This window comes from Actinoplanes sp. NPDC051343 (assembly GCF_044455125.1).
GTDB lineage: Bacteria > Actinomycetota > Actinomycetes > Mycobacteriales > Micromonosporaceae > Actinoplanes.
In genome coordinates, this window is record NZ_JBITEL010000017.1 from 46584 (window position 1) to 71886 (window position 25303).

Here is a 25303-nt window from a genome sequence, read left to right on the forward strand (position 1 = left end):
CACCGATGCTGCCGTCACCGATGCTGCCGTCACCGATGCTGCCGTCACCGATGCTGCCGTCACCGATGCTGCCGTCACCGATGCTGCCGTCACCGATGCTGCCGTCACCGATGGTGCCGCCACCGATGCGGAGACCGGCGCGCTGGTCGCTCGGATCGCGGAGCTGGAGGGGGCGCTGGCGCATGCCCGGGCCGGTGCGGACAGCGAAGTCGTCGAGCTGGACGACCATCTGGTGCTTCAGGACGTGGGCATCTATCGATACCACCATCCTCTCGAGGACGCCGCTGCCTACAAGGAAAGGCTTCGTTCTCTCGAGGCGGAGATTGATTCCACGGTCAAGGCGGGGCGTGCCGTCCTGGCCGCCGACATGTTCACCTTCTCGGGGTCGCTCGCGAAGGGCCGGAAAATGGTCGCGGATCTGTCCAAGCTCATGCTCCGTGCGTACAACGCGGAGGCGGACAACTGTGTTCGGTCCCTGCGCTCGGGCAACATCACCACTGCGAAGAAGCGTTTGCAGTCCGCGGTCACTGCCATCGAGAAGCTGGGCGCGATGATGGAACTGCGCATCAATCCGGAGTATCACGCGGTGCGTGTCCGGGAACTTGAGCTGACGGCCGATTTCCAGATGAAGGTTCAGGAAGAACGTGAACGGGCCCGGGAGGAACGCGAACTCCTGCGCGAGCAGCGGCGGGCCGAGCAGGAGCTGGCGGCGGAGCGCGAGCGTCTCGACAAGGAAAGGGCGCACTACCGAACCGCCCTGGCCGCGCTGCGCGACAAGGGTGACGATGTCGCTGCGGGCGACCTGGCCGCTCGGCTGGCGGAGATCGACGAGGCCATCAAGGCGAATGACTATCGCATCGCGAATATCCGCGCCGGCTACGTCTACGTCATCTCCAACATCGGGGCCTTCGGGCCCGACATAGTCAAGATCGGCATGACTCGGAGGCTGGAGCCGCTCGACCGGGTGCGCGAACTCGGCGATGCGTCGGTTCCGTTTCCCTACGACGTTCACACTCTCTACTTCTCCAGCGACGCCATTGCACTGGAAAACGAATTACACAAGGCGTTCGCTCATCGGCGGGTGAATGTGATCAACGAGCGACGCGAGTTCTTCTTCGCTACGCCGGTCGAGGTGCGGGAAATCCTTGAGAAGAAGACCGGGGGATTACTGGAGTTCAATGAGCATCCCCAAGCGGTCCAGTACTTCCAGAGCAAGGGGCACTGGCCGCGGTTCTAGTGGCCGTCAACTTGGGTTCAAGGAAAGGTACATCCGCAGACCGGTGCCGAGCGCGGTGGAGACCGGACCGACCGGCACGAATCCGACGGCCAGGTAGAAGGCCGAGGCGTGCGGATTGCCCGTGACCCACAGGCGCCGGTGACCGGAGTCGCATGCGGCGTTCGCGATCTGCCGGACCAGGTGTCGGGCTGTGCCGCGGCGGCGCCAGTCCGGGTCGACGAAGAGGTCCTCGAGTTCGGGGCCGGTGTCCTGCCCGGTGCCGCTGGTGGCGAAGCCGACGACCCGGTCGTCGCCGGGTGGGCCGGCCAGTGCCACCAGCGTGCGGCCGTCGGCGATGCCGTCGCCGGTGAAGACCAGGAACTCGGGCCGCCGCAACAGGATCGGAGCGTCGTCGGCATTGGACAGCGACGCCGCGCGGTAGACCCGCTGCAGCGCCGGTAGGTCAGCGGCGACCGCGCGGCGGATCGCCGGTGCGGAGCCGGCACGCTGGTTCATGCGCACACTCCAGCAGCGCCGGCATCGGCCGTCAACGGCATATCCGATCGCGGAGCCGTGGGCGGCGGAGGCTCGGGTCGTTGTCAGTGCACGTCGTCGCCGAACTCGTAGTAGTCCGGCTCCTCCAGCGGTGGCTCGTCCATCCCGTCACCCCACAGCGAATCGCCAGCCCGGGCACCGGACTCGGCCGGAACCGGCGGCCGCTCGTTGTCGGAGCCGAATCGCGAGCCGGCCGAGCCGGCCGAGCCGGCCGAGGTGGCCGAGGTGGCGCCGCGCGTGCCGGCCGAGGAAGTGGGGCGCGTGCCGGCCGAGGAAGCGGGGCGCGAGCCGACCGGCGAGGCGGCGCCTGGGGACGCGACTGGTGAGGGACCGAAGCGGGAGCCGGCGGAGGGGGTGGCCGGGGGGTCGGGCAGGTCGTTGATGGCGTCGAGGACCGGCTGGCCGAACTTGGTCAGCTTGCTCTGGCCTACGCCGCTGATGGTGCCCAGCTGGGACAGGGTGGCCGGGCGCAGTGTGGCGATCGCTCGGAGGGTGGCATCGTGGAAGATGACGTAGGCCGGGACGCCCTGTTCCTTGGCCGTTGCCGCGCGCCACGATCGCAGGTGCTCGAAGAGCGGCGTCGCCGACTCGGGGAAGTCGGCGGGGGCGGCCGCCGGAGTGGCGCTGCGGGACGCGCGGGACGGGCGGGCCGGCTTCACCTCGCGGCGCATCATCACCTTGGCCTCGCCGCGGAGGAGCTCGGAGCTGCGGTCGGTCAGCACCAGGGCGCCGTAGGCGGGTTCGACCGCCAGGTAGCCCGCGGCCAGCAGCTGACGGACGACGCCGCGCCACTCGGGCTCGCTCAGGTCGGCGCCGATGCCGAAGACCGACAGCTCGGCGTGGCGGAACTGGGCGATCTTGTCGGTCTTCTTGCCGAGCAGGATGTCGATCGACTGGCCCGCGCCGAACTTCTGGTTGCGCTCCTTCTGCAGGCGGAACACCGTGGACAGCAGCTTTTGCGCGGGGACCGTGCCGTCCCACGACTCGGGTGGGGTGAGGCAGGTGTCGCAGTTGCCGCAGTTGGGGCCCGAAGGGTCCTGGCCGAAGTAGGCCAGGAGCTGGGCGCGCCGGCAGGTGACCGTCTCGCAGAGGGCCAGCATGGCGTCGAGGTGCTGGGAGGCGTTGCGGCGGAACGCGAAGTCGCCGTCCGAGCTCTCGATCATTTTGCGCTGCTGCACGACGTCCTGCAGCCCGTACGCCAGCCAGGCCGTTGAGGGCAGGCCGTCGCGCCCGGCCCGGCCCGTCTCCTGGTAGTAGCCCTCGACCGACTTGGGCAGGTCGACGTGGGCCACGAACCGCACGTCGGGCTTGTCGATGCCCATGCCGAAGGCGATCGTCGCGACCATGACCAGCCCGTCTTCGCGCAGGAAGCGGGACTGGTTGGCCGCGCGGACGCGGCTGTCGAGGCCGGCGTGGTAGGGCAGAGCGGGCACGCCGTTGGCGCTGAGGAACTCGGCGATCTTGTCGACCGAGGCGCGGGACAGGCAGTAGACGATGCCGGCGTGGCCCGGGTGCTCGGTGCGGAGCAGGTCGAGCAGCTGCTTGCGCGGCTCGGCCTTGGGCACGATGCGGTATTGGATGTTGGGCCGGTCGAAGCTGGACGTGAAGTGGCGGGCGCCGGTCAGCTCGAGCCGCATGGCGATCTCTTCGCGGGTGGCGCTGGTCGCGGTCGCGGTGAGCGCGATGCGCGGCACCTCGGGCCAGCGCTCGTGCAGCATCGACAGGCCCAGGTAGTCGGGGCGGAAGTCGTGGCCCCACTGGGAGACGCAGTGCGCCTCGTCGATCGCGAACAGCGAGATCTTGCCCCGGTCGAGCAGCCGCTGGACGCCCGCCGTGCCGAGGCCCTCGGGTGCGACGTAGAGCAGGTCGAGGTCGCCGTTGACGAACTCGGCCTCGACGACCCGGCGCTCCTCGAAATCCTGCGTCGAGTTGAGGAAGTTGGCCCGGACCCCGGCCGTGCGCAGGGCGTCGACCTGGTCCTGCATGAGGGCGATGAGCGGCGAGATGACCACGCCGGTGCCCGGGCGGACCAGGGCCGGGATCTGGTAGCACAGCGACTTGCCGCCGCCGGTCGGCATCAGGACCAGCGCGTCGCCGCCACCGATCACGTGCTCGATGATTTCGCGCTGCTGGCCCCGGAACTCGGGGTAGCCGAAGACGGTGTTGAGGACCTCGAAGGCGGGGGAAGTCACCCCGCGACAGTACAGAGGGGGACCGACATTCGCCTCGGACGCCTGTGGACAACCTGGGGGACGCACCGGGCGTCCCCCGTCCCCGTCCGTTGTACGGGGGAAGAGTAAAGGCTGTTGACAATTGCCAGCAAAGTGAATTACTTCGATGTCAGCGGCAGCGCGACCAGATCGAGCACCACCTGGGCCGGGCTGCCCGGCGGGGCGTACAGACGAAGGGACGCCTTCTCCGCCACCTTGTGCAGAGCCGACACGCCGGCGCTCGACAGGTGCGTCACCCCGGTCAGATCGACGGTCAGGCCGACGGTGCCGCCTCGCGAACGTCGCAGAAGTTCGGTGCCGACCTGGCCGGCGGTAGCGGCGTCGATCGGCCCGTCGACGCGTACGGAAGTCTCGTCGTCCCCTTCCAGTTCGGTGATCTGCAGGGGCGTCGCCGCCGGCCGATCGGGCCGGGACGGCCCGGCGGCCGGACCGAACAACCGGGCGGGCCGGCCGAGCCGCAGTTCGATCCGTGCCCGGGTGCCCTCCCCGGCCGGCGTGACCAGCAGGTGGTCGACCAGCTGGGCGGTCAGCGCGAGACCGCGACCGCGCAGCGGCTGCCGCACCGGCTCCCGCCAGCGGCCCCGATCGGTCACCGTGGCGTCGAGGCGTCCCGAGTCGGTGAGCGTCGCGTGCACCGAGACGGTCGCGTCGCCGTCGGAGTGCTCGATGGCGTTGGTCATCAGCTCGCCCAGGGCGTGCTGGACCACGAACACGTCGGGCCCGGCCGCGCCGAGCGCGTCGAGCCAGGCGGCGATCGCGGCGCGGGCTCCCCGCAACGCCGTCGGCTCGGCCGGCAGATCAAGTTCCAGATCCGGTACGCGGGGGAGACGCTGCACCGCCAGCAGGGTGATGTCGTCGTCGTGCCCGGTCGCCCGCACCAGCAGCTCGATCGCCTGATTGCAGACCCGCTCGGCCGGAATGCTCGCCGGGTCGTGCAGCGCCCGCCCGGCCGCGCTGTCGGCCGCCACCCGGGCCAGTTCGGCGATGCTCGCCTCGTGGCTGCGCCCGGGGCGTTCCAGGATGCCGTCGGTGAACATCAGCAGCAGCTCGCCGACCTCGAGCTTGTCGGTGTGCACCGGGAACGACCCGCCCGTGCCGAGCGGCGTGCCGCCGGTGCCGGTCAGATGACGGCCGGGCCGGCCGTCGGGCGACACGACCAGCGGCGCCGGGTGTCCGGCCGTGCAGTAGGTCAGCTCGCCGGTCGCCGGGTCGAGCACGGAAAGGCAGACCGTCGTCGCGTGGGCGGTCGGCCGCCGCCGCGCGAACCGGTCGGCCGCGGCCAGCGCGCGGGCCGGGTCGTCGCCGTCGCTCAGCCGGTCCTGCAGCACCGCGCGGAGCTGACCCATCACCCCGGAGGCGGCCACGCCGTGCCCAACCACGTCGCCGGTGACCAGGGCGACCCGGCCGTCGGGGCGGACGATCGCGTCGAACCAGTCGCCGCCGGCCGCGGTGTCGGAGCCGGCGAGCAGGTAGGCGGCCGCGATCTGGGCGCCCGGCAGCACCGGCAGGCCGGCCGGGAGCAGCTCCCGCTGCAGGGCGGTGATCACGTCACGGCTCTGCTCGTAGCGTTCCTGCAGATGGGCCGCGGCCTCGGCGGCCGCCGCGCGGGCCCCGACCATCGCGGTGACGTCGAAGCCGACCCCGACCACGCCCCGCCGCTCGCCGTCGACCAGCCACGGGGTGATGGAGAAGTTCGCGTACATCTCGTGCACCGAACCGTCCGGCCGGTCGAGGTGGACCCGCCACTCCCGGCCGAGAATCGGCTCGCCGGTGCGGAAGACCTCGTAGTAGGCCTCGGTGATCTGCTGCCCGGCCAGGTCGCTGATCACCTCGCCGATCGGCAGGCCGAGCCACGGGCGGCCGGGCAGCACCGCCCGGGTGGCCGCGCTGAGGAACCGCACCCGAAGGTCGGGCCCCTCGCAGACGGCCAGGATCACCGGCGCCTGGTCCAGCGCCGCCAGCCGTACGTCGTCCATCACCTCATGGTGCCTGATGAAGGACCGGCCCCGTTACTCGGCCAGGGGTAGCTCGATCGTGTGAGCTGTGTGGGAGGCCTTCGTGGCCAGGTAGCGCACATTGGCCGACGACATGTGCACCCCGGTCGGGACCCGCTGGGTGACGTCGATGCCGTACGACCCGAGTTGTACGGCCTTGTCCGGATTGTTGCTGAGCAGCCGGATGCGGTCGCAGCCCAGCGCCGACAGCATCTGGGCCGCCGCCGCGTAGTCGCGCTCGTCCTCACCCCGCCCGAGCGCCACGTTCGCCTCGTAGGTGTCGAGCCCCGAGTCCTGCAGGGCGTACGCGTCCAGTTTGGCGTAGAGGCCGATGCCGCGGCCCTCCTGGCGGAGATAAAGCAGGACGCCGCCCTGGTCGGCGATCCGCTCCACGGCCTCGCGCAGCTGGGGGCCGCAGTCGCAGCGCTGGCTGCCGAAGACGTCGCCGGTCAGGCACTCGCTGTGCGGCCGTACGAGCGGCGCCCGGCCCCCGGCCGCCGACTTCTTCAGCGCCCGCTGCCAGTCGCCGAGACCGAGCGCGAGGTGCTCCTCCTTGTCGACCAGGCCGTCGAAGGTCATTACCTGGGCGGTGGTGGCATATCCGTCCGCAAAGCGCAGCGGGACAGTGACCTGCTGCCTCACCGTGGCTTTCAACATCGGTCCTCCTTTATGGTTCCCGGCTGATCCGCCCCACCGGCAGCCCGTGTCACGACACCGCCACAGACAGCAAATGTGCCTGTAATCGTCGCCCGGATTATCTTGGACGCAACTCGTGATCTGGGTGACGATCGTCGCTCGACTGGAGGCATCATCAGTGCTTGAGCGTCCTTACACGCTTCTGAGCTGCGGAATGTCGATCGATGGCTACCTGGACGACGCCGGTCCTGATCGACTGCTGCTCTCCAACGACGCCGACTTCGACCGCGTCGATGAAGTGCGCGCGACGTGCGACGCGATCCTGGTGGGTGCCGCGACGATCCGCGCCGACAATCCCCGCCTTCTCGTACGCGCCGAGCACCGTCGCGCCGCCCGCGAGGGCCGCGGCCTGGCGTCCACGCCGCTGAAGGTGACCGTGACGAGCCAGGGTTCGCTGGACCCGTCGGCGCAGTTCTTCGCCGCCGGCGACGTCGAGAAGCTGGTCTACTGTCCGACCCCGGCGGTGGCCTCGGTCTCGGCCCGCCTCGGAGCGGTGGCCACCGTGGCCGACGGCGGCGATCCGGTCGACGTCGCGGTGATCGTGGCCGACCTGGCCCGCCGCGGCGTGGGCCGCCTGATGGTCGAGGGCGGCGGCACCATGCACACCCAGTTCCTGACGTCGGGACTGGTCGACGAGCTGCAACTGGTCGTCGCGCCGTTCTTCGTCGGCGACTCGCGGGCGCCCCGCTTCGTCGGCGACGGCAAGTTCGGTTGGGGACCGACGCACCGGGCGGTGCTGGCATCCGTCCGCCAGATCGGCGACGTGGTGCTGCTGCGCTATGCACTCTCGGATCGGTTCGTGGCAGCTTAGGGACAAGGAACCGGCGCTCCTCTAGGCGCCGGTGCGGGCCAGCTCGCGGCCCGCCGGGACCGCCTCGTGCATGACCGGCGCCGGCGACACCGGGGCCACCGTGCGTACGGTCTGCAGCGCGCGATCCATCGCCGCCGCCCGCAGCCGCGCAACGGCCCGGACCACCAGTACGATCGCGCCCGGCAGGGCCGCCACGAAGGCGAACAGACCGTAGACCACCGCGATCGTCAGGCCCTGGGTGGCGCTGAGCCCGGCCGCGCCGAACGCCCACGCCGTCACCGCCTCGCGCGGGCCCCAGCCGCCGACGTTCACCGGCAGAGACATGGCCAGCAGCGCCAGCAGCATCAGCGGGGCCAGCCGCAGCAGGGACGTGGTCGAGCCGGCCGCCCGGGCAGCCACCACGAACGTCGCGAGGTGCCCGGCGAGCACGACCGTCGAGGCGAGCGTGATGCCCGGCCAGTTCTTCCGGGCGAGCAGACCCGTGCGGATCTCCGACAGCGTCGTGCGTACGCCCGAAGCAAGCTTGGAACCTCCCTGCCGCAACCGGCGGCAGGCGAGAAAGACCAGAGCGCCCGCCAGGGCGACCGCGCCGGCCGCGACCGCGACCGTGGCGCCGTGCTCGGTCAACGCGCTCAGAATCGGCGAGGGGACCGTGAGCAGGACCGTCACGCCGACGCCGAGCAGGACGATCTGGCCGGCGGTGCGCTCCAGGACGACCGCCCGGACGCTGCGACCGACGTCGCCCTCGTCGCGACCGTGCTGAACCGCCCGGTCGACGTCGCCGAGGACACCGCCGGGAAGTGCGGCGTTGAGGAAGAGCGCCTTGTAGTAGTCGGCGACCGCGGTCCTGATGCCGAGCCGCAGACCCATGCCGCGCGCGACCAGGCACCAGCGCCAGGCGCTGAACACCGTCGTCGTCACCCCGATCAGGAACGCGAGGGCGAGAGCCGGCGCCGAGATCACCCGCAGGCCGTCCAGGAACGCGCCGGTGCCGAGCCGCCACAGCAGCACGGCGATGATCGCCGCTCCGCCCAGGATGCGCAGCCAAGCCCAGATCGATCGCGTCACTTCGTTCGTCCCCTCGTTCGGCCCTTCATCCCCTAGTACGCCGGGGCGGGCACAAAGGGTTCAGCCGAAGATGGCCAAAAGATCAATGTGTCCGACCGTGGCCCGCGTCGTCGTGCTCAGCCGCTCCTCGAGGTAGGCGTCGAGCCGCAGGTCAGGGCGCTGTTCCTGGGCCGCGCCGACCCAGCCGCGGAGCCACTGGAGCGTGAGCGGTGCCTCTTTTGCGCCGAGCCGCCACGGGCTCTCACGGGTGACGACCGTCGCGCCGGCCCGCTCGAACGCGGCCCGGGCGACGTGCGGCGCGTCCGGCCCGAGCTGATGATCTCTCCGCTGGTGGTCGTTGAACGCGTCCTGGACCACCTTGTCATGCTCGTCGGGCGGGTCGAGGGTGACCTGGCCGGTGACACTGAGCGTGAACAGCGCGGGCGTCCGGCTGTCGGCGCACGCGCGGACGAGTGACTCGATGCCGTCGGCCGTGAGGATGTCGAGCAGGGCCGAGCAGGTGACCAGGTCGGTGCCGGCCAGATCCGCGGCGGTCAGCGCGGTGACGTCGCTCAGTTCGGTGGTGACCGTGACGCCGTCGAAGGGCATGTTGGCCTGGGCGTGCTCGAGGAGTGCGGGGTCCCGGTCGGCCATGATCCAGTGCTGGGGGACCGGCAGTTGAGGGGCCAGCCAGCGGCCGAGGGAGCCGGTGCCGCAGCCGAGGTCGCGGATCGTGCGGATGTCGGCGGGCAGCAGCCCGACGAGGTCCCGCGCACGGGCCGCGGCGTCGGCCGGCTCGCGCAGGCCCAGCCAGGTCTCGCTGAACTCTCCGGTCATCGCGGGCTCCTTCGTCTCGTGCCGGCTCGTGTTGTCCACAGTCGTTCCCCGTGATCTTCAAATTCCCGCGAGAATAGATCCGGGGGAGGCCCCGGCGGGGTTGATCACAGTTGGATGATCTCGGTCAAGATGCGGGCGGTTTCGTCCCACGTCGGGAGGGTCCGGCGACGGTCCTGTGCCGCAATGCGCCAACGATTGCGCAGGTCGGGGTCGGTGAGCCACGCACGCAGGGCGTTCGCCAGAGCCGGCGGATCACCGGGCGAAATCAGCGTGCCCGGCCGGCTGCCGTCGGCCGCGAGTCCCAGGGCCTCGGGAACTCCGCCGACCTCGGTCGCCACGACCGGCAGGGCGCGGGCGAGGGCCTCGGTCACGACCATGCCGTAAGTCTCGGCCCGGGACGGGAGCACGAACAGGTCGGCCTCGGCGTAGGCGGCGTCGAGATCGGCATCGGCCAGCGGGCCGACGAAGCGGATCCGGGGGTCGGTGTGTGGGACCGGCTCGACGAGGGCGCCCGCGAACGTGCATCGCCAGTCGAGGTCGGCCAGGTGGTCCTGCAGTGCGGAAACCAGCAGGTCCTGGCCCTTGCGGTGGGTCACCGAGGCGACGCAGAGCAGCCGGCCGCCGCTCGGTGACGGCGTCGCGGGATCGGCCGGCGAGACTCCCGGGGCGGCTACCTTCACCGCCGGCAGGTCGTGCATCCCGGAGATGGTGGCAGCGGCCTGGGACGACGTCGCGATCACGGTGTCGGCCAGGTGCAGAGTGCGGCGTTCGAGCGCGCGCAACCGGTCCCGCTCCGGCGCGGGCAGGCCGGTTTCGTCGCTCAACGGCAGGTGCACCAGGACGATCAGGCGTAGCCGCCGGGCGTGGGGTTCCAGCAGCGACGGCACCCCGCAGGCCACCAGCCCGTCGAGCAGCACATCGGAATTGTCGGGAATGTCAGCCAGGGCGCGCGCGAGCGCCGCCTGCGCAAGCGGCGCGGGGGACGGCCACGAACCTGCCACGGCGATCTCGTGCACGTCCCGGTCGAGCAGGGACAACACGATGCGGTCGTACCGGTTGCCGCCGCTCGGTGCCGCCGGGTCGTCGATCCCGCCCGGCAGCACCGCCCACAGCGGGGAGCTCACAGATCGCGCTCGTACGAGGCCCAGGCGATGTGCGACTCGTGCAGCGTCACCGCGACGCCGGTCAGCCCGGACGCGCCGGCGCCGAGCGAGCCGTCCGCGACCGCGCCGGCCAGACGGTCGGCGATCACCTTGGCCAGGTATTCCGTCGACGTGTTGACGCCCGCGAAGTCGGGCTCGTCGTCGAGGTTGCGGTAGCTCAGGGCGCCGCAGATCGCGTGCAGCTTCTCGAGCGCCAGGCCGATGTCCACCACGATGTTGTCGTCGTCGAGCGAGGGGCGGCGGAAGGTGGCGTCCACCACGAAGGTCGCGCCGTGCAGCTTCTGGGCCGGTCCGAAGACCTCGCCGCGGAAGCTGTGCGCGATCATGATGTGGTCGCGGACCGTGACGCTGAACAAGAGCTACTCCTCGGGGTAGTCGATGACGTGGCAGAGGGCCGGAAGGCTACCGTCCGCGAGCCGCGGCATCACCTCGGGCAGGGACGCGAACGGTGACCGCCCGGTGATCAGTGCGTCGAACACCGGATCGCGCAGCAGGTCCAGCGACAGGGCCAGGCGCTGGGCGTACGTGCGGCGCCGGTTCGGGGCGATCCCGCCGACCTGGCTGCTGCGGACGGTCAGCCGGCGGGAGTGGAAGAACTCACCCAGCGGCACCGAGACCTGCCGGTCGCCGTACCAGCTGAGCTCGACGACCGTGGCCTCCGGCGCGAGCAGCTCCAGCGCGCGGGTCAGGCCCTCGGAGGTGGCCGACGCGTGAACGACCAGGTCGCAGTCGCCGTCGGCGTCGGCCGGGGCGGCGTAGGAAACCCCGAGAGCCTCGGCCAGGGCGGCCCGCGACGGGTCGGGGTCGACCAGCTGGACGCGTACGCCCGGAAGCCCGGCCGCGACGGCCGCGACCGACGCACCCACCATGCCCGCCCCGACCACGGCGATTCGATCGCCGATTTGCGGGCATCCGTCCCAGAGTGCGTTGACCGCGGTCTCGACCGTCCCGGCCAGCACGGCCCGGTGGGCGGGAACGGACGGGGGCACGACGGTCACCGCCGAAGCCGGAACGACGAAACGGGTCTGATGCGGGTAGAGGCAGAAAACGGTCTGGCCGACCAGGTCGGGTATGCCGTCCTCGACCACCCCGACATTGAGATATCCATATTTGACCGGGGCCGGGAAGTCGCCCTCCTGGAACGGTGCCCGCATGGTCGCCCACTGGCTCGACGGCACGCGGCCGGTGAAGACCAGCGTCTCGGTTCCCCGGGAGACCCCGCTGTGCAGGGTGCGCACCAGCACCTCGTCGCGGGCCGGTGCGGGCACCCGTTCTCCACGGATCTCACCCACCCCCGGTGCGGCGAGCCAGAACGCCGACGCGTCACCCGACATGGAATATCCCCCCAACCGACGAGACCGCTGAACCGATCGCGTTCTCCGCGCGTGTAAAGCGCTGACAGCGGCAACCATATCCGGCGGCCGATTTTGCACCTGGAGGCACGGTGACACCCAATATCGCAGTGACCACGACCACCCCCTCACGGGGTCCGGTGGCCGGTCTTGCACTCCAGGTCGTGCTGCTCGCCACCCTCTTCGTGACCCTCGGGCTGACCCCCGAGGGTCTTCTCAGCGGTGCGGTCTACGGCCTGGCGCTGTTCGCCTTCCTCGCCACCGGGCTGCAGCGGGCCGCGATGGCGAAACTCGGCCCGGCCAACACCGTCACGCTGGCCCGCGCGATCCTGGTCGGCGGGGTGACCGCCCTGGTCGTGACCTCGTTCTCGCACCCGGTCAGCACGCCGGCACTGGTCGCCATCGCCGGCGTCGCACTCGCCCTGGACGGCGTGGACGGACAGGTGGCACGGCGTACGGGAAGCACCTCGGCGCTCGGCGCCCGGTTCGACATGGAGATCGACGCGTTCCTGATCCTGGTCCTCAGCGTCTACGCCGGTGACCGTTTCGGCTGGTGGACGGTCGCGCTCGGCGCCTACCGCTACCTGTTCGTCGCCGCCTCGTGGGCGCTGCCCTGGCTGAACGCCGCGCTGCCGCCCAAGTTCTCCCGCAAGGTCGTCGCCGCGCTGCAGGGCGTCGTGCTCGCGGTCGCCACGGCGCACCTGCTGCCGTACACCGTGACGACCGCCGCCCTGGCCGTGGCCTTCCTGTCGCTGACCTGGTCGTTCGGTCGCGACACCGGGTGGCTCTACCGGGCCGGGCGGGTGCGCGAGGCGGCCCGGGTGCGGTGGTCGGCACCGGGTCAGGCCGCTCTCGTCAGCTGACCCTCTTTCGCCGGGTCCGTCCTGGACGGATGCAACATCGCGGCGATCGCCTCGACCCCGTCGACCAGGCGGGGTCCGGGCCGCACGACCAGGCCGTCGCCGTCGATCGCCCACACCTGGGCGCCAGCGAACTCGTGTTTGATCCGATGGGCCTGCTCGGTCGCCCCGTCCAGGTGGAAGCCGCACGGCGTAACCAGCACGACGTCGGGCCGGGCGGCGGCCAGTTCCGCGTACGTCGTCTGCACCGACCGTTGCCCGCCGCGCGCGCCCACCGGTTCGCCGCCGGCGGCGACCACCAGATCGGGCACCCAGTGCCCGGCGGTGAAAGGCGGATCGACCCACTCCAGGATCGCCACTCGCGGCCGTCGTTCCCCCGCGACCCGGGCGGCCACCCGCGCCAGTCGCGCGCGGAGCCCTTCGACGAGGTCGAGCGCCCTTTCCCGTACGTCGGCAGCCGCCCCGACCGCAACGATCGTCCCGAGCACCTCTTCCAGCGAACACGGATCGAGCGACAGCACGTCGGCGCGGCAGCCGAGGTAGTCGAGAGCGTCGCTGACCTGGCCGGACGGCAGCGCGCAGACCCGGCACAGGTCCTGGGTGAGGATCAGGTCGGCTTGCAGCCCGGCGAGCGCGTCCGCGTGCAACGTGTAAAGGTCTTCGCCCGCCGCCATCTGCGCCTTGACGTAGTCGTCGATCGCGCCGGGCGTCATCCCGCTGGTGTCCCGCCCACCGACGACGACGGTTTTCTCCCGGCGGGCGGAGGGCGGCTCATCACATTCGAACGTCACCCCGACCAGGTCGTCGCCGAGCCCGAGGGCGTAGACGATCTCGGTCGCGGACGGCAGCAGCGAAACCAGGCGCATGTCACCCATCCTGCCCCGAGCCCAGTTCCTCGACGCCTGACAGCGCACCGGTCCGCATGTTCTCGGTCAGATGGGCCATGCTGCCCGTGCCGGGGATGGCGAGCACGTGCGGCCCGCGACTCAGGGTCCAGGCGATCCGCACCTGGGCCGGGGACACCCCGTGGGCGTGGGCGAAGGCCGTCACGGCGTCGTTCGCGAGCACGCCGCCCCGCTCGCGCCCGGTGCCGGCCAACGCGAAGAACGGCACGAACGCGATGCCGCGCGCCCGGCAGACGTCGAGCATCTCGTCGTTGACCCGGCCGAAGTCGACCCCGTACCGGTTCTGCACCGCGACGACCGGCGCGATCGTCTCCGCCTGGGCGAGGTGAGGGAGCCGGACGTTGGAAAGGCCCAGGTGCCGGATCAGGCCCGCCTGACGCAGGTCCGCGAGGACGCCGAAGTGCTCGGCGACCGACTCGAGACCGTACTGACGCAGGTAGACCACGTCGAGCCGGTCCCGGCCGAGGGCTCGCAGATCGGCCTCGACCAGCCCTCGCAGCTGATCCGGCCGCGCCAGCCCGGCGGCGGTCGGGCCGACCTTGGTCGCGATCACCAGCTCGTCCGGATAGGGCGCGAGCGCCTCCCGGATCGCCTCGTTGGCCCAGCCGAGCGCGGTGGAGTCGTGCTCCCGGTGTTCGGCGCCGGCATGGGTGGGATAGAAATCGGCCGTGTCGATGTGGTCGACACCCGAGTCCACCGCGTGGCGCAGCAGTGCGATCGCGTGCGCCCGGTCGTGCCCGAGGCGCTTGGCGCCGAAGCCGATCCGGTGCACGGTCCGATCGCCGAGGGTCGCGGTCTCGTATGCGGGCATCGTGCGACCGTAGTGGTTTTGGCGGGTCCGGTGCGGGCATGTGACGCCCATGTTCCCCGCTGAGAACCTGCGTGACTGGCGCGGCCAGAAGGTCATCGACCCCAACGGCGACAAGATCGGTGACCTGGAGGCCGTCTATGTCGACACCACGACCGACGAGCCCGCCTTCGCCACCGTCCGGGTCGGCATGATCGGCCGGCACCGCCTCGTCTTCGTGCCGCTGGGCGGCGCGTCCGTGATGCCGGACGCGGTGCGCGTGCGCTACGACAAGAAGCTCGTCAGCGACGCCCCGAGCATTGACGTCGACGGCGAGCTCGCGGCCGCCGACGAGCCCCGGGTCTTCGCACACTACGAGCTGCCGGCCCAGCCCGGCGCCGGCGGCACCCGCCGCCTGGCCCGCCGCTGACCGGGATCTTCGGGCGGGCCGGCGGTCGTCAGGCGAACAGGATGTGGGCGGCGCCCGGGACGGGGAGGCTGCCGGCCACCGCGCCGGGGATGCCGGTCGTGGGGGAGACCGGGAGCCAGGTGATCGTGCCCGAGTTCTGGTTGGCCACGTAGAGCCAGCCGGCGTCCGGGGTGAGGGCCAGGTTGCGGGGCCAGTCGCCGCCGCAGGCCGGTGCGGCCACCGGGGTCAGGGTGGAGCCGTCGGCCGACGTCGTGAAGACGCCCACGGTGTTGGCTCCGCGGTTGCTCACGTAGACGAAGCGGCCGTCGGGCGACGTGACGATCTCGCCGGGGTAGTTGGTGACCGCGGCGTCCGAGGCCGGGAGTGACTGGCCGGGGGTCAGCACGCCGTTCTGCCAGGAGCACACGGTGACGTTGTTGCCGTTCTCGCCGGCCAGGTAGGCGTGCGTGCCGCCGGGGTGGAAGGCCAGGTGGCGCGGGCCGGTGCCGGTCGGGAACTGCACCTGCCGGGACAGGGTGAGGCGGTTCGCGTTCAGCGTGTAGACGAACACGCTGTCCCGTCCCAGGTCCATGGCGAGCAGATATCGGCCGGTCGGGTCGACCACCACCTGGTGGGCGTGGGAACCACTGCCCTGCTTGCGGCTGTCGGTGCGCGCCTTGACCGTGCCGTCGGCGGCGATCGGGTGGGTGACCGTGGCGCCGCCGTCGTAGAGCGAGGTGAACAGCAGCGCGCTGCCCGGCTGGACGGCCACGTGGGCCGGCCCGGAGCCGGTGGACACCGTGTTGCGGACCGCCAGCGTCGACGGGTCGACGGCGCTGACGGTGCCGTTGGATTCGCTGATCGCGTAGAGCGCCTTCGGGCCGGGCGCCAGCCAGGACGGGTCGGCGACCGCGGCGCTTTTGACCTGCACGGTCAGGGCGCCGGTGGCCGGATCCGCGGTGCCGAGCAGCATGCCGGGGCCGCCGGATGAGGTGTAGCTGCCGGCATAGAAGCGGCGGCCGGTGACGGCCCGGGGCATCGGGAACGCGCTGGCGGCCGCGGCGAAAAGCAGACCCCGGCGACTGATCTTCATCCCATCCATGACAGTAAATATACCTAAGAGATCAGACCAGGACGGAACCGCCGTCGATCGTCGTGACCGTGCCGGTGGCGTACGGCTGGGTCATCAGGTAGAGGTAGGCGGACGCCACGTCGCCGACCTCGCCCACCCGGCCCAGCGGCAGCGACCTGCCGATCGTCGCGTACATCTGATCCACCTCGGCGCCGTCGCCCCACAGCGGGGACCGCGTCACGCCGGCCTTGACCGCGTTGACCCGGATCGGCGCCAGCTCGACCGCCAGCGCCCGGGTCAGGGCGTCCATCGCGCCGCAGACACCGGCCGCGGCGGCCCAGCCGGGGCCGGGCCGGTCGGCGGCGGTGCCGCTGGTCAGGGTGATCGAGCCGCCGGGGCGCAGGAACGGCCGGGCCGCCTTCACCGCGGCGAGCGCCCCGAAGAAGCGCAGGCCGAAGAACGCCTGGGCGGCCTCGGGGGTCAGGTCCTCCAGCCGGGTCAGCGACAGCCGGTCGGCGGCGGTGTAGACGAGGTGGTCGAACGGGCCGATCTCCTCGAAGAGGGACACCGGCGCCGAGCGCAGGTCGGCCACCCGGCCGGCGACGCCGAGAGCGGCGGCTGCTTCGGAGACCCGCGACGGCGTACTCGAGACAACCGTGACCGATGCGCCCCGCGATGCCGCCAGGGAAGCCGTCGCGTACCCGATTCCGCTGGTCCCGCCCAGAATGACCACGCGTTGATCCTTGATTTCCATGACTCGACGATGCGCCCGGTCGCGGGCGCCCGTCCAAGACCTGTTCCGCGGTCTGTAATACCCTCAGGGTATCGACGTCGACCTGCGCAAGCTGCGCTACTTCGTGGCCGTCGCCCGGCACCTGCACTTCGGCCGGGCGGCCGCCGACCTGCACATCGCCCAGCCGGTGCTGTCGCGGCAGATCCGGGCGCTCGAGACCGAGCTGAACGTGACGCTGTTCCGGCGCGACAAACGGTCCACCGAGCTGACCGGGGCGGGCCGGCAACTGCTGTCCGACGCCGTACCGCTGCTGGCCCGAGCCGACGCGCTGCGCCGCCGGGTCGCCCGGGCGGCCCGCGGCCCGGACCGGTTCGTGGTCGGGTTCATGCCCGGCCTGATCGTCACCGACGCCGTGCGGGCGATCCGCGAGCGGCATCCCGGCCTCACCGTCGACCTGCTGCGCACCGGATGGAACGACCAGACCGACGTGGTGCACGACGGGCGGGTCGACGTGAGCTACGTGCGGCTGCCGGTCGACAAGCGCGGGCTGACGCTGCGGCCGCTGCTCGGCGAGCCGCGGGTGGCGATGCTGCCCGCCGCGCACCGGCTGGCCGGCAAGGAGACCATCGAGATCGCCGAGCTGGCCGATGACCAGCTGCTGCAGGACCCGGCGGCGGTGCCGGAGTGGCCGGTGCGGTCCCCGGCGGCGCCGCCCACCTACGCGGTCGAGGAGAAGCTGGAGCACGTCGCGGCCGGGCGGGGCGTCGTCGTGCTGCCGCTGTCGACCGCCCGGTTCTACACGCGGCCCGACGTGGTCTGGGCCCGGATCGCCGACATCCCGCGCAACCGGGTCAGCCTGGCCTGGGACTCGACCCGCCGGGACCCGCTGATCGCCGAGTTCGCCGCGCTGGCCGAGGAGTTCCCCGCCGCGTGATATTCGCGCGTTCATCCGGCAAAACCCGGTCGACCGGCCAGGGTGAAGTGCATGTGGCTCCTCCAGTACAACCCCGCCCACGAGCAGCCCGCCAACCGCTGGCCGATCCGCCGCTATCGCGACCGGATCGGGGTGGGCGACGAGGTCGCGCTGTGGGCGAGCGGCCCCGGCGGCGGCGTGACCGGCCTCGGCCAGGTGATCGCGACGACCGACGGTGCCGTCGAGATCGACCACGTCCGCAGCTTCCCGGTCATCCGGCGGGAGCAGCTCAAGGACGACCCGCGCTTCGCGAAGGCGCTGATCCTGCGGATGCCGGGCGGGGGGAACCCGTTCCCGGTCGAGCCCGGACAGTGGCCGGCGATCACCGAGCGGGTGCCGGCCGAGTTGCACCTGGTCGGCAAGACGGTGCTGGGGGCGGCCGCGCTCGCCGCGGCGGGAGCGACCGCGATCCGGGAGGCCGTCAGATCGGTGCGCCGCGCACAATGACCGGGTGACTCGGATCCTCTGCGTCGGGCTGGCGACCGTCGACCTGGTCTACGCGGTGCCGTCAATCCCGGGCACCGACGAGAAGGCGCAGGCCTCGAACCTGACGATCGCGGCCGGTGGGCCCGCCGCCAACGCGGCGGTCACGGCCGCCGCGCTGGGCGCGGAGGTCACCCTGGTCACGGTGGTGGGTTCGCATCCGCTGGGAGTTCTCGTACGCGAGGAGTTGCGCGACCGCGGCATCGAGCTGATCGACACCGATCCCGGCAATCCGAGCCCTCCGCCGGTGTCCTCGGTGATCGTCGGTGAGTCGACGGGGGAGCGGACCGTCGTGAGCCGCAATGCCGGGGACCGGGCCGCCCGCGTGCCGGGAAATGCCCTGCCCGACGCCGACCTGACCCTGGTCGACGGGCATCATCCCGCGCTCGCGGTGGCCGCGGCGCGCGCCGCGCGGCGCCTGCTGGTCGACGCCGGCAGCTGGCGCCCGGTCTTCCCGGAAATCTTTCCGCACGCCGAGGTCGTGGCGTGTTCCGCCGCCTTTCGCCACCCCGGCGCCGGCGCGGCCGACGCGGCGCTGGCCGTCGCGATCGGCGCCCCCCACGTCGCGGTGACGCACGGGCCGGACCCGGTCACCTGGTTCTCCGGCAGCGAGTCGGGCCAGGTCACGGTGCCGGAGGTCGCGGCGGTCGACACCGCCGGTGCCGGCGACGCCTTCCACGGCGCCCTCGCGGTCGCCCTGGCCCGAGGCGAGGATTTTCCGGTCGCGCTGGCGTCGGCGGTCGCGGTTGCGGGGGTACGCGTCGTCCACCGCGGACCGCGAGCGTGGCTGGCCGCGCTCTGACCATCGGCCGAGTAGTCCATTGACGACGCAGTGTGATCAAGATTACTGTCGTCCTCTCAGGATCACCGTCCGGCCATGATGTGCGGCCCCGCACTTCGCGACCGGCCACCCGCCGCGCGCCTGCTCCCGGGCGCCGGCGTACCCCTCGATCTACTACGGGAGGCCACGTTGCACCTCGGCAGTGTGTCCGGTGAGCGCCCACTCACCGCCGACCAGTTCCGTCAGCGCACCGCGCTGACCGCCGCGTTGACCGCCGTCCGGTCCCGGCTCGACGAATTCGCTGATCCGCCGGCCGCGCGCCGCGAACTCACCATCGTGGAACAGGACCCGCACGACGCCCGCGCCCGCCAGGCGCTGCAGGAGCTGATGCGCTACGTGCGGCCCGGCACCGAGTCCCTGATCGCCCTGACCGCCCTGGTGTCGGCGGTCCGCGCGCTCACCGCCTGAACCGACAGGCTCGACCCGCTCCCCTCACCTGCCCAGAATGCGGGGCCGGCCCCGCACGTCCCGCGGCCGGTTTTTCCGGGCACAACGATGCGCGGCCCCACGTCAGCGGGTGGGGCCGCGCATCGTTCAAATCCGGTGCGCCTCAGACCGTGCGGGCGAGGCGGTCGGCCAGGATTTTGGCGAACTTGGCCGGATCCTCCAGGTCGCCGCCCTCGGCCAGCAACGCCGTACCGTAAAGAAGCTCGGCCGTTTCGCCCAGCCCGGCGTTCTCCGCGTCGGCCTCGTGCGCAGCACGAAGGCCCTCGATCAGCGGGTGGCCGGGGTTGAGCTCGAGGATCCGCTTGATCCGCGGGGCGTCCTGGCCCATCGCGCGGTACATCTTCTCGAGCATCGGGCTCATGTCGTCGCTGTCGCTGACCAGGCACGCGGCCGACGTGGTCAGCCGATGCGAGAGGCGCACGTCCTTGACCCGGTCGTCGAGCGCTCCCTTGAGGAACGTCAGCAGGTCGGCGAAGTCGCCCTCGGGCTTCTCCGGCTCGTCGTCCTTCTTCGGGAGGTCGACCTCGCCGCGGGAGATCGACTGGAACTTCTTGCCGTCGTAGTCGGGCACCGCCTCGACCCAGATCTCGTCGACCTGGTCGGTGAGGATCAGCACCTCGTAGCCCTGAGCCTGGAACGCCTCCATGTGCGGCGAGTTCTCGACCTGGGAGCGGGTCTCGCCGGTCAGGAAGTAGATCTCCTCCTGGCCCTCCTTCATGCGCTCCACGTAGGCGGCCAGCGTCGTCGGCTCGGTGCCCCGGGTCGAGGCGAAGGAGGCCACGTCGAGGATGGCCTTCTGGTTGTCCTGGTCGCTGAGCAGGCCCTCCTTGACCGCCCGGCCGAACTCGCGCCAGAACGTCTCGTACTTCTCGGGCGCCGACGAGAGCAGGTCCTTGATCGTCGACAGCACCTTCTTGACCAGCCGGCGCCGGATCATCTGGATGTGGCGGTCCTGCTGGAGGATCTCGCGGGAGATGTTCAGCGACAGGTCGGCCGCGTCGATGACGCCCTTGACGAAGCGCAGGTAGTCGGGGATCAGCTCGGAACTGTCGTCCATGATGAAGACGCGCTTGACGTACAGCTGGAGCCCGCGACGCGCGTCGCGCTGGAAGAGGTCGTGGGGTGCCCGGGCGGGCAGGAAGAGCAGGGCCTCGTACTCGAACGTGCCCTCGGCCTTCATGTTGATGATCTCGAGCGGGTCGGTCCAGTCGTGGCTGATGTGCCGGTAGAACTGGTGGTATTCCTCGTCCGACACCTCGGCGCGCGGGCGGGCCCAGAGCGCCTTCATCGAGTTGAGCGTGTCATCGCCCATCTTTATCGGGAACGCGATGAAGTCCGAGTAGCGCTTGACGATCTCGCGGATCTTGGACTCGGAGGCGTAGTCGTAGAGCGCGTCCTCGGTGTCCTCCGGCCGCAGGTGCACCGTCACGCTGGTGCCGACCGGCGCGTCGGGCGCGTCGTCGATCGTGAACGTGCCCTCGCCGGCCGATTCCCAGCGGGTGCCGTGGCCCTCGGTGCCGGCCTTGCGGGTGACCAGGGTGACCTTGTCGGCGACCATGAACGTCGAGTAGAAACCGACGCCGAACTGGCCGATCAGCTCGGGACTCTCCTTGGCCTCCTTGAGTTTGGCCAGCAGTTCGGCGGTGCCCGACTTGGCGATCGTGCCGATCAGCTCGACGACCTCTTCGTGGGTCATGCCGATGCCGTTGTCGCGCACGGTCAGCGTGCGGGCCTCGGTGTCCACCTCGATCTCGATGTGCAGATCCGACGTGTCCGCCTCGAGGCCGTCCTGCAGCGTGGCCAGACGCAGCTTGTCCAGGGCGTCCGAGGCGTTCGAGATCAGCTCGCGCAGGAAGATGTCCTTGTTCGAGTAGATCGAGTGGACCATCAGCTGCAGCAACTGCCGCGCCTCGGCCTGGAACTCCAACGTCTCCATCGCGTCAACTCCCGTGTGTGTACGTCTTGCTCACACGGATGGTATTGGGTTCGCTAACAGCCCGGCCCTGCGGCCATGCCGTCGACGATCCGATAGGCCGAGATATCTCCCTTGACCAGACTCTTCAGCTCGCCGACCGACTTCGGGTCCCGGTTGTTGATCGCGACGTAGGCGACGATGGCCTCGTCGACCGCGCGGCAGTCGGCCTGCGCGGCCACCACCCGGGCCTTCTGCTCCACATCCTTCGGCTTCAACGTAGCGTAAGAAACGCTGGCAATACTGAGAGTTACGGCTGAGGCTACTGCGAGATGTATCAACTGCACGGAAGCAGCGTAGGCGATATGACAGTGCGTGATGAGCTGGCCGATCAGTTGATGATCTTAGCCGCTCGTCTCACTCTCCGTAAATCTCCTAAAGGCCGTGCGGTAGGACTCCGGGGTCACTCCGCGCGCCCGCCGGAAATGCCGACGTAGCGTGTCGATACTGCCGAAACCGCAGCGCCGGGCGATCGCGGCGATCGTCGTCCGGTCCGACTCCAGCAACTCCTCGGCCCGGCGCACCCGCTGATCGCGTACCCAGGCGCCGGGCGTGGCGCCGGTCGCGGCGGTGAAGTGCCGCACGAAGCTGCGCGGAGACATCGCGGCCCGGGCGGCGAGAGCGCCGACCGAGAGATCGGCGTCCAGGTGCCGGGCCGCCCATTCGAGAAGGTCACCGAAGGCGGTGGGTTCGGCTTCCGGCGTACGCGTGAACTGCGCCTGCCCGCCCGAGCGGTGTGCCGGCACCACCAGTTCACGCGCGACGCGGCCGGCGATCTCGGCGCCGTACTCGCGCCGGATCAAGTGCAGGCACAGGTCGATCGCGGCCGAGGAACCGGCGCTGGTCGCCACCGGGCCGTCGACGACGTGGATGAGGTCCGGCACGACGCTCACCGCCGGGTGCCTGCGGGCGAGTTCCGCCGCGTACGCCCAGTGGGTCGTTGCCGTCCGCCCGTCGAGGAGGCCGGTGCCGGCCAGCACGAACGCACCGGTGCAGACCGCCGCCACGGTGGCGCCACGCTCGGCCGCATCCGTCAACGCCGTGATCAGAGCGGGCGGAGGCGGCGGCACCGGCGGACTCGCCCCCGTCACCACGATCAGATCGGCGGTGGCCAGGCGCTCCCAGCCGTCGGTCGGGGTGATCTGAAAGCCGCTCGACGTGCGCATCGGCCGCCGGCCGGCGGCGCAGACGGCGTACCGGAAATGGCGTCTGGGGCTCGACCTACCTCGCCCAGAAGATCGGATTGGAAGGCCTGCCGCCGCTGACGGAGAACGCCGCCCGGTTCCTCATCGCCGGCGCGCTGCTGTTCGCCTACTGCGTCGCCCGGCGGTGGCCCCGGCCGGCCCGTGCCCACTGGCGGGCCGGCGCCATCCAGGGACTGCTGCTGCCCGCGGCGGGCACCGGCGGCGCGGCCTGGGCCGAGCAGAAGTTGCCGTCCGGCACGACGGCGCTGCTGCTGGCCACCATCCCGCTCTGGATCGTGGTCGGCCGCCGATTCTCCGATCAGGAGCGCATCGGCCTCCCCGTCGGGCTCGGCCTGCTCGCCGGCCTCGCCGGGGTGGCCGTGCTGGCCCGCCCGACCGGCGGCGGCAGCCTGCTGTCGACCGTGGTCGCCCTGGCCGGGGCCGCCTGCTGGGGACTCGGCACGGTCTACGCCGGTCACGCACCCCGCCCGGAGCACGCGCTGCAGGCGAGCGCGATCGAGATGCTGGCGGCCGGCGGTGCACTGACCGTGCTCGCGCTCATCTCCGGTGAACCCGGCCGGATCCACGTGACCGGACGCTCCGTGACGGCACTCGCCTACCTGATCGTGTTCGGCAGCATCGTCGCCTACACCGCGTACGCCTGGCTGCTCGACCACGTCGCACCGCGCGTCGCCGGCACCTACGCCTTCGTCAACCCCGTCGTGGCGGTGTTCCTCGGCGCGCGGCTGCTCGGCGAGCCGATCGGCCCCCGGGAACTGATCGCCACCGCGATGATCGCCGTGGGGGTGGGCCTGATCGTCCTCGCGCCACCAGTCACCGCCAAGCCCGACTTCGCGTTGCAAAAAGGGTGAGACGACGCATAGTGCTGGTCGGCGCGGGGACGATCGCCCTCGCGGCCGCGATATCCGGCTACCGCCACCGGCAGCCCGGGTTCGACCCGGTCATCCCGGCCGCACCGACCGGCGACGAACGGGTCGAGCAGCGCGCCTCGATCATGCGGGGTAGAACTGTCGACTTCTACACCGCCGTACCGGCCGGCTACGGCGACGGGAAAGGCCTGCCGATCTGCCTGGTGCTGCACGGCGGAACGGCCCGGCCGGCCGACTTTCCCGGGCTCGGCTTCGGCCGTTTCCTCACCGACGCCGTACGCCGTGGAACGCCCCCGTTCGTCCTGGCCGGCGCCGACGGCGACCGCCTGTCGTGGCGCCCTTCGGGCGGCGACGACCCGCAGCGGATGGTGCACGAGGAAATCCCGCTGTGGTGCAGACAGCGGGGCTTCGACGTGTCCCGGCGGGCGCTGTGGGGCTGGTCGATGGGCGGGTACGGCGCCCTGGGGCTGGCCGAGGCGTTCCCGGCGTGGGCCTCGGCGGTGGCCGCGTTCTCACCCGCGGTCAGCCCCGGCGACGACGTGTTCGAGGCGGCCCGCCTGCTGCGCGGAACCCCGGTCGGGCTGTGGTGCGGCCGGCAGGACCCGCTGTTCGGCAACGTGACGGCGTTGCGGAAGGTGCTGCCGGAGCCCGCCGTCGCCGGCTCGTTCACCGACGGACGGCACAACATGGGCTACTGGTCGCGGCAGATCCCGGCCGCCTTCGACTTCATGGGGCGCCGCCTCGGCCGGTGATCGGCAACAATGAGGCCGTGGTCACCGAGATGATGCTTCCGGTCAACGGCATCGAGGTCTGCGCCTCGACGTTCGGCGAGCGTTCCGATCCGGCCGTCCTGCTGATCGGCGGCGCCGCCTGCTCGATGGACTGGTGGGCCGACGAGTTCTGCCGCCGCCTGGCCGCCGGGGGCCGCTACGTGATCCGATACGACCACCGCGACACCGGGCGCACCACGTCGTTCCCGGTCGGCGACCCGGGCTACTCCGGTGTGGACCTGGCCCACGACGCGCTGGGCGTCCTCGACGCGCTGCACATCCACCGGGCCCACCTGGTCGGCCAGTCACTCGGCGGCATGCTGGCGCAGCGGATCGCGCTGGACCGCCCGCACCGCGTCCTGTCCCTGACCCTGATCTCAACAAGCCGCGGCCCCCGCTCCACACCCCCCACCTCGCCGCAGCCTTCGCCCTCGCAGTCGCCCTCGCAGTCGCCGGCCGCATCGCAGGCCCCGCCGCCGCTGGAGAAGGCGCCGGAACAACCGGATTGGACCGACCGCCGGGCGACCGTCGACCACATCGTCGAGAGTGTCCGTTCCATCGGCGGTGCCTTCACCGCGGAGGAGCCCCAGCTGCGCCGCATGGCCGAACGCGTCTTCGACCGCACCAACGACATGGCGGCCAGCCAGACCAACCATTTCATCGCCGAACCCGGACCGCCCTACCGCGACCGGCTCGGCGAGCTCAAGGTGCCCACCCTGGTGCTGCACGGCACCCAGGACCCCTTCTTCACGCCCGCCAGCGCCGAAGCCCTGGCCGCGGCCATCCCCGGCGCCAAGCTGATCTGGCTCGAGGGGGTCGGCCACGAGTACGCCCCGGAGGCCCTCTGGCCGGTCGTCCTCGAGGCCATCCTGAGTCAGCCCCGCTGATCCACGATGGTGCCGGAGCGCCAAGCTCGCTGACCTGGACAGTGCCGACGTCAGACCTGCGGCCGAAACGGTGTCCGAGGCCAAGCCCGCTGACTTGGACGGTGCCGAGGTCAGGCCCGCGGCCGAAACGATGTCCGAGGCCAAGCCCGATCGCCTGGACGGCCTCCGAGGTCAGATCCAGTGACCTG

At 71.3% G+C, this 25303-nt stretch carries 25 protein-coding genes and 2 pseudogenes; 11 read left to right on the forward strand and 16 right to left on the reverse strand.

Going from position 1 to position 25303, the window contains the following annotated elements; all coding sequences use genetic code 11:
• On the forward strand, positions 1-1237 hold a 1237-nt coding region (locus tag ACIA5C_RS41385; RefSeq protein WP_396065363.1), incomplete at its 5' end, for a DUF4041 domain-containing protein.
• Between the two features lie 6 nt (positions 1238-1243).
• On the opposite strand, the gene ACIA5C_RS41390 is transcribed toward ACIA5C_RS41385, so the two are convergent.
• The 4 genes and pseudogenes from ACIA5C_RS41390 to ribA form a co-directional block, all read right to left on the reverse strand.
• Positions 1244-1732, reverse strand: a complete 489-nt coding sequence (locus tag ACIA5C_RS41390) for a GNAT family N-acetyltransferase (protein ID WP_396065365.1) — start codon at positions 1730-1732, stop codon at positions 1244-1246.
• Between the two features lie 413 nt (positions 1733-2145).
• Positions 2146-3978: pseudogene (gene recQ, locus ACIA5C_RS41395) on the reverse strand (DNA helicase RecQ); the annotation flags it as partial.
• A gap of 122 nt (positions 3979-4100) precedes the next feature.
• Positions 4101-5978 (reverse strand): SpoIIE family protein phosphatase, encoded by a 1878-nt coding sequence (locus ACIA5C_RS41400; RefSeq protein ID WP_396065367.1) that lies wholly within the window; start codon positions 5976-5978, stop codon positions 4101-4103.
• A 33-nt stretch (positions 5979-6011) separates the two neighbouring features.
• Positions 6012-6653 carry a GTP cyclohydrolase II gene (gene ribA, locus ACIA5C_RS41405; RefSeq protein ID WP_396065369.1) on the reverse strand — a complete coding sequence of 214 codons (642 nt, stop codon included), beginning with the start codon at positions 6651-6653 and terminating at the stop codon, positions 6012-6014.
• Positions 6654-6810: 157 nt separating this feature from the next.
• Between ribA and ACIA5C_RS41410 the strand changes: the two genes are divergently transcribed.
• Entirely contained in the window at positions 6811-7503 is a 693-nt protein-coding gene (locus ACIA5C_RS41410; RefSeq protein ID WP_396065371.1) for a RibD family protein, read from the forward strand.
• Positions 7504-7524: 21 nt separating this feature from the next.
• On the opposite strand, the gene ACIA5C_RS41415 is transcribed toward ACIA5C_RS41410, so the two are convergent.
• From ACIA5C_RS41415 to ACIA5C_RS41435, 5 genes are all read right to left on the reverse strand, one after another.
• Positions 7525-8571: a lysylphosphatidylglycerol synthase transmembrane domain-containing protein gene (locus tag ACIA5C_RS41415; protein WP_396065373.1), complete on the reverse strand. Its 1047-nt coding sequence runs from the start codon at positions 8569-8571 to the stop codon at positions 7525-7527.
• Between the two features lie 60 nt (positions 8572-8631).
• A complete protein-coding gene (locus ACIA5C_RS41420) occupies positions 8632-9387 on the reverse strand; it encodes a class I SAM-dependent methyltransferase (RefSeq protein WP_396065375.1) in 756 nt (251 codons plus the stop codon).
• A 104-nt stretch (positions 9388-9491) separates the two neighbouring features.
• Positions 9492-10511, reverse strand: coding sequence for a glycosyltransferase family 4 protein (locus tag ACIA5C_RS41425; protein ID WP_396065377.1), 1020 nt, complete (start codon positions 10509-10511; stop codon positions 9492-9494).
• Positions 10508-10906, reverse strand: a complete 399-nt coding sequence (locus tag ACIA5C_RS41430) for a 6-pyruvoyl trahydropterin synthase family protein (RefSeq protein WP_396065379.1) — start codon at positions 10904-10906, stop codon at positions 10508-10510. Before ACIA5C_RS41430 ends, ACIA5C_RS41425 begins: the two co-directional genes overlap by 4 nt.
• A gap of 3 nt (positions 10907-10909) precedes the next feature.
• On the reverse strand, positions 10910-11884 hold the full coding sequence (locus ACIA5C_RS41435) for a zinc-binding alcohol dehydrogenase (protein ID WP_396065381.1): 975 nt from the start codon (positions 11882-11884) through the stop codon (positions 10910-10912).
• Positions 11885-12012: 128 nt separating this feature from the next.
• Between ACIA5C_RS41435 and ACIA5C_RS41440 the strand changes: the two genes are divergently transcribed.
• Positions 12013-12765 carry a CDP-alcohol phosphatidyltransferase family protein gene (locus ACIA5C_RS41440; protein ID WP_396065383.1) on the forward strand — a complete coding sequence of 251 codons (753 nt, stop codon included), beginning with the start codon at positions 12013-12015 and terminating at the stop codon, positions 12763-12765.
• On the opposite strand, the gene ACIA5C_RS41445 is transcribed toward ACIA5C_RS41440, so the two are convergent.
• On the reverse strand, positions 12744-13628 hold the full coding sequence (locus tag ACIA5C_RS41445; RefSeq protein WP_396065385.1) for an ABC transporter substrate-binding protein: 885 nt from the start codon (positions 13626-13628) through the stop codon (positions 12744-12746). The two genes, ACIA5C_RS41440 and ACIA5C_RS41445, sit on opposite strands and share 22 nt — an antisense overlap.
• Position 13629: 1 nt before the next feature.
• Positions 13630-14478, reverse strand: a complete 849-nt coding sequence (locus tag ACIA5C_RS41450; protein ID WP_396065387.1) for an aldo/keto reductase — start codon at positions 14476-14478, stop codon at positions 13630-13632.
• 49 nt (positions 14479-14527) lie between these two features.
• On the opposite strand from ACIA5C_RS41450, the gene ACIA5C_RS41455 reads away from it, so the two are divergent.
• Positions 14528-14884: a PRC-barrel domain-containing protein gene (locus ACIA5C_RS41455; protein WP_396065389.1), complete on the forward strand. Its 357-nt coding sequence runs from the start codon at positions 14528-14530 to the stop codon at positions 14882-14884.
• A gap of 28 nt (positions 14885-14912) precedes the next feature.
• Here the strand turns inward: ACIA5C_RS41455 and ACIA5C_RS41460 are convergent, their stop codons facing one another.
• Together ACIA5C_RS41460 and ACIA5C_RS41465 are read right to left on the reverse strand one after the other, a co-directional pair.
• Positions 14913-15965, reverse strand: coding sequence for a lactonase family protein (locus ACIA5C_RS41460; protein WP_396065391.1), 1053 nt, complete (start codon positions 15963-15965; stop codon positions 14913-14915).
• Positions 15966-15987: 22 nt separating this feature from the next.
• Entirely contained in the window at positions 15988-16689 is a 702-nt protein-coding gene (locus ACIA5C_RS41465; RefSeq protein ID WP_396065393.1) for an SDR family oxidoreductase, read from the reverse strand.
• Between the two features lie 91 nt (positions 16690-16780).
• Here ACIA5C_RS41465 and ACIA5C_RS41470 point away from each other — a divergent pair, with 91 nt between their 5' ends.
• The 4 genes from ACIA5C_RS41470 to ACIA5C_RS41485 all read left to right on the forward strand — a co-directional run bounded on the left by ACIA5C_RS41470 (position 16781) and on the right by ACIA5C_RS41485 (position 19373).
• Positions 16781-17602: a LysR family transcriptional regulator gene (locus tag ACIA5C_RS41470; RefSeq protein WP_396065601.1), complete on the forward strand. Its 822-nt coding sequence runs from the start codon at positions 16781-16783 to the stop codon at positions 17600-17602.
• Between the two features lie 51 nt (positions 17603-17653).
• Positions 17654-18088 (forward strand): hypothetical protein, encoded by a 435-nt coding sequence (locus ACIA5C_RS41475; protein WP_396065395.1) that lies wholly within the window; start codon positions 17654-17656, stop codon positions 18086-18088.
• A gap of 4 nt (positions 18089-18092) precedes the next feature.
• Positions 18093-18926: a PfkB family carbohydrate kinase gene (locus tag ACIA5C_RS41480; protein ID WP_396065397.1), complete on the forward strand. Its 834-nt coding sequence runs from the start codon at positions 18093-18095 to the stop codon at positions 18924-18926.
• Positions 18927-19001: 75 nt separating this feature from the next.
• Entirely contained in the window at positions 19002-19373 is a 372-nt protein-coding gene (locus tag ACIA5C_RS41485; protein ID WP_396065399.1) for a hypothetical protein, read from the forward strand.
• A gap of 142 nt (positions 19374-19515) precedes the next feature.
• Here the strand turns inward: ACIA5C_RS41485 and htpG are convergent, their stop codons facing one another.
• The 3 genes from htpG to ACIA5C_RS41500 are packed head-to-tail and all read right to left on the reverse strand — an operon-like array spanning position 19516 to position 22628.
• Entirely contained in the window at positions 19516-21348 is a 1833-nt protein-coding gene (htpG, locus tag ACIA5C_RS41490; protein WP_396065401.1) for a molecular chaperone HtpG, read from the reverse strand.
• Positions 21349-21401: 53 nt separating this feature from the next.
• Positions 21402-21671, reverse strand: coding sequence for a hypothetical protein (locus ACIA5C_RS41495; protein ID WP_396065403.1), 270 nt, complete (start codon positions 21669-21671; stop codon positions 21402-21404).
• A 57-nt stretch (positions 21672-21728) separates the two neighbouring features.
• Positions 21729-22628 (reverse strand): GlxA family transcriptional regulator, encoded by a 900-nt coding sequence (locus tag ACIA5C_RS41500; protein WP_396065603.1) that lies wholly within the window; start codon positions 22626-22628, stop codon positions 21729-21731.
• Here ACIA5C_RS41500 and ACIA5C_RS41505 point away from each other — a divergent pair.
• From ACIA5C_RS41505 to ACIA5C_RS41515, 3 genes and pseudogenes are all read left to right on the forward strand, one after another.
• Positions 22604-23440, forward strand: a pseudogene (locus ACIA5C_RS41505) (EamA family transporter); the annotation flags it as partial. The gene ACIA5C_RS41500 and the pseudogene ACIA5C_RS41505 overlap by 25 nt on opposite strands.
• A complete protein-coding gene (locus ACIA5C_RS41510) occupies positions 23437-24210 on the forward strand; it encodes an alpha/beta hydrolase (protein WP_396065405.1) in 774 nt (257 codons plus the stop codon). The pseudogene ACIA5C_RS41505 and the gene ACIA5C_RS41510, both read left to right, overlap by 4 nt.
• Entirely contained in the window at positions 24207-25115 is a 909-nt protein-coding gene (locus ACIA5C_RS41515) for an alpha/beta fold hydrolase (protein WP_396065407.1), read from the forward strand. Before ACIA5C_RS41510 ends, ACIA5C_RS41515 begins: the two co-directional genes overlap by 4 nt.
• Positions 25116-25303: the final 188 nt, after the last annotated feature.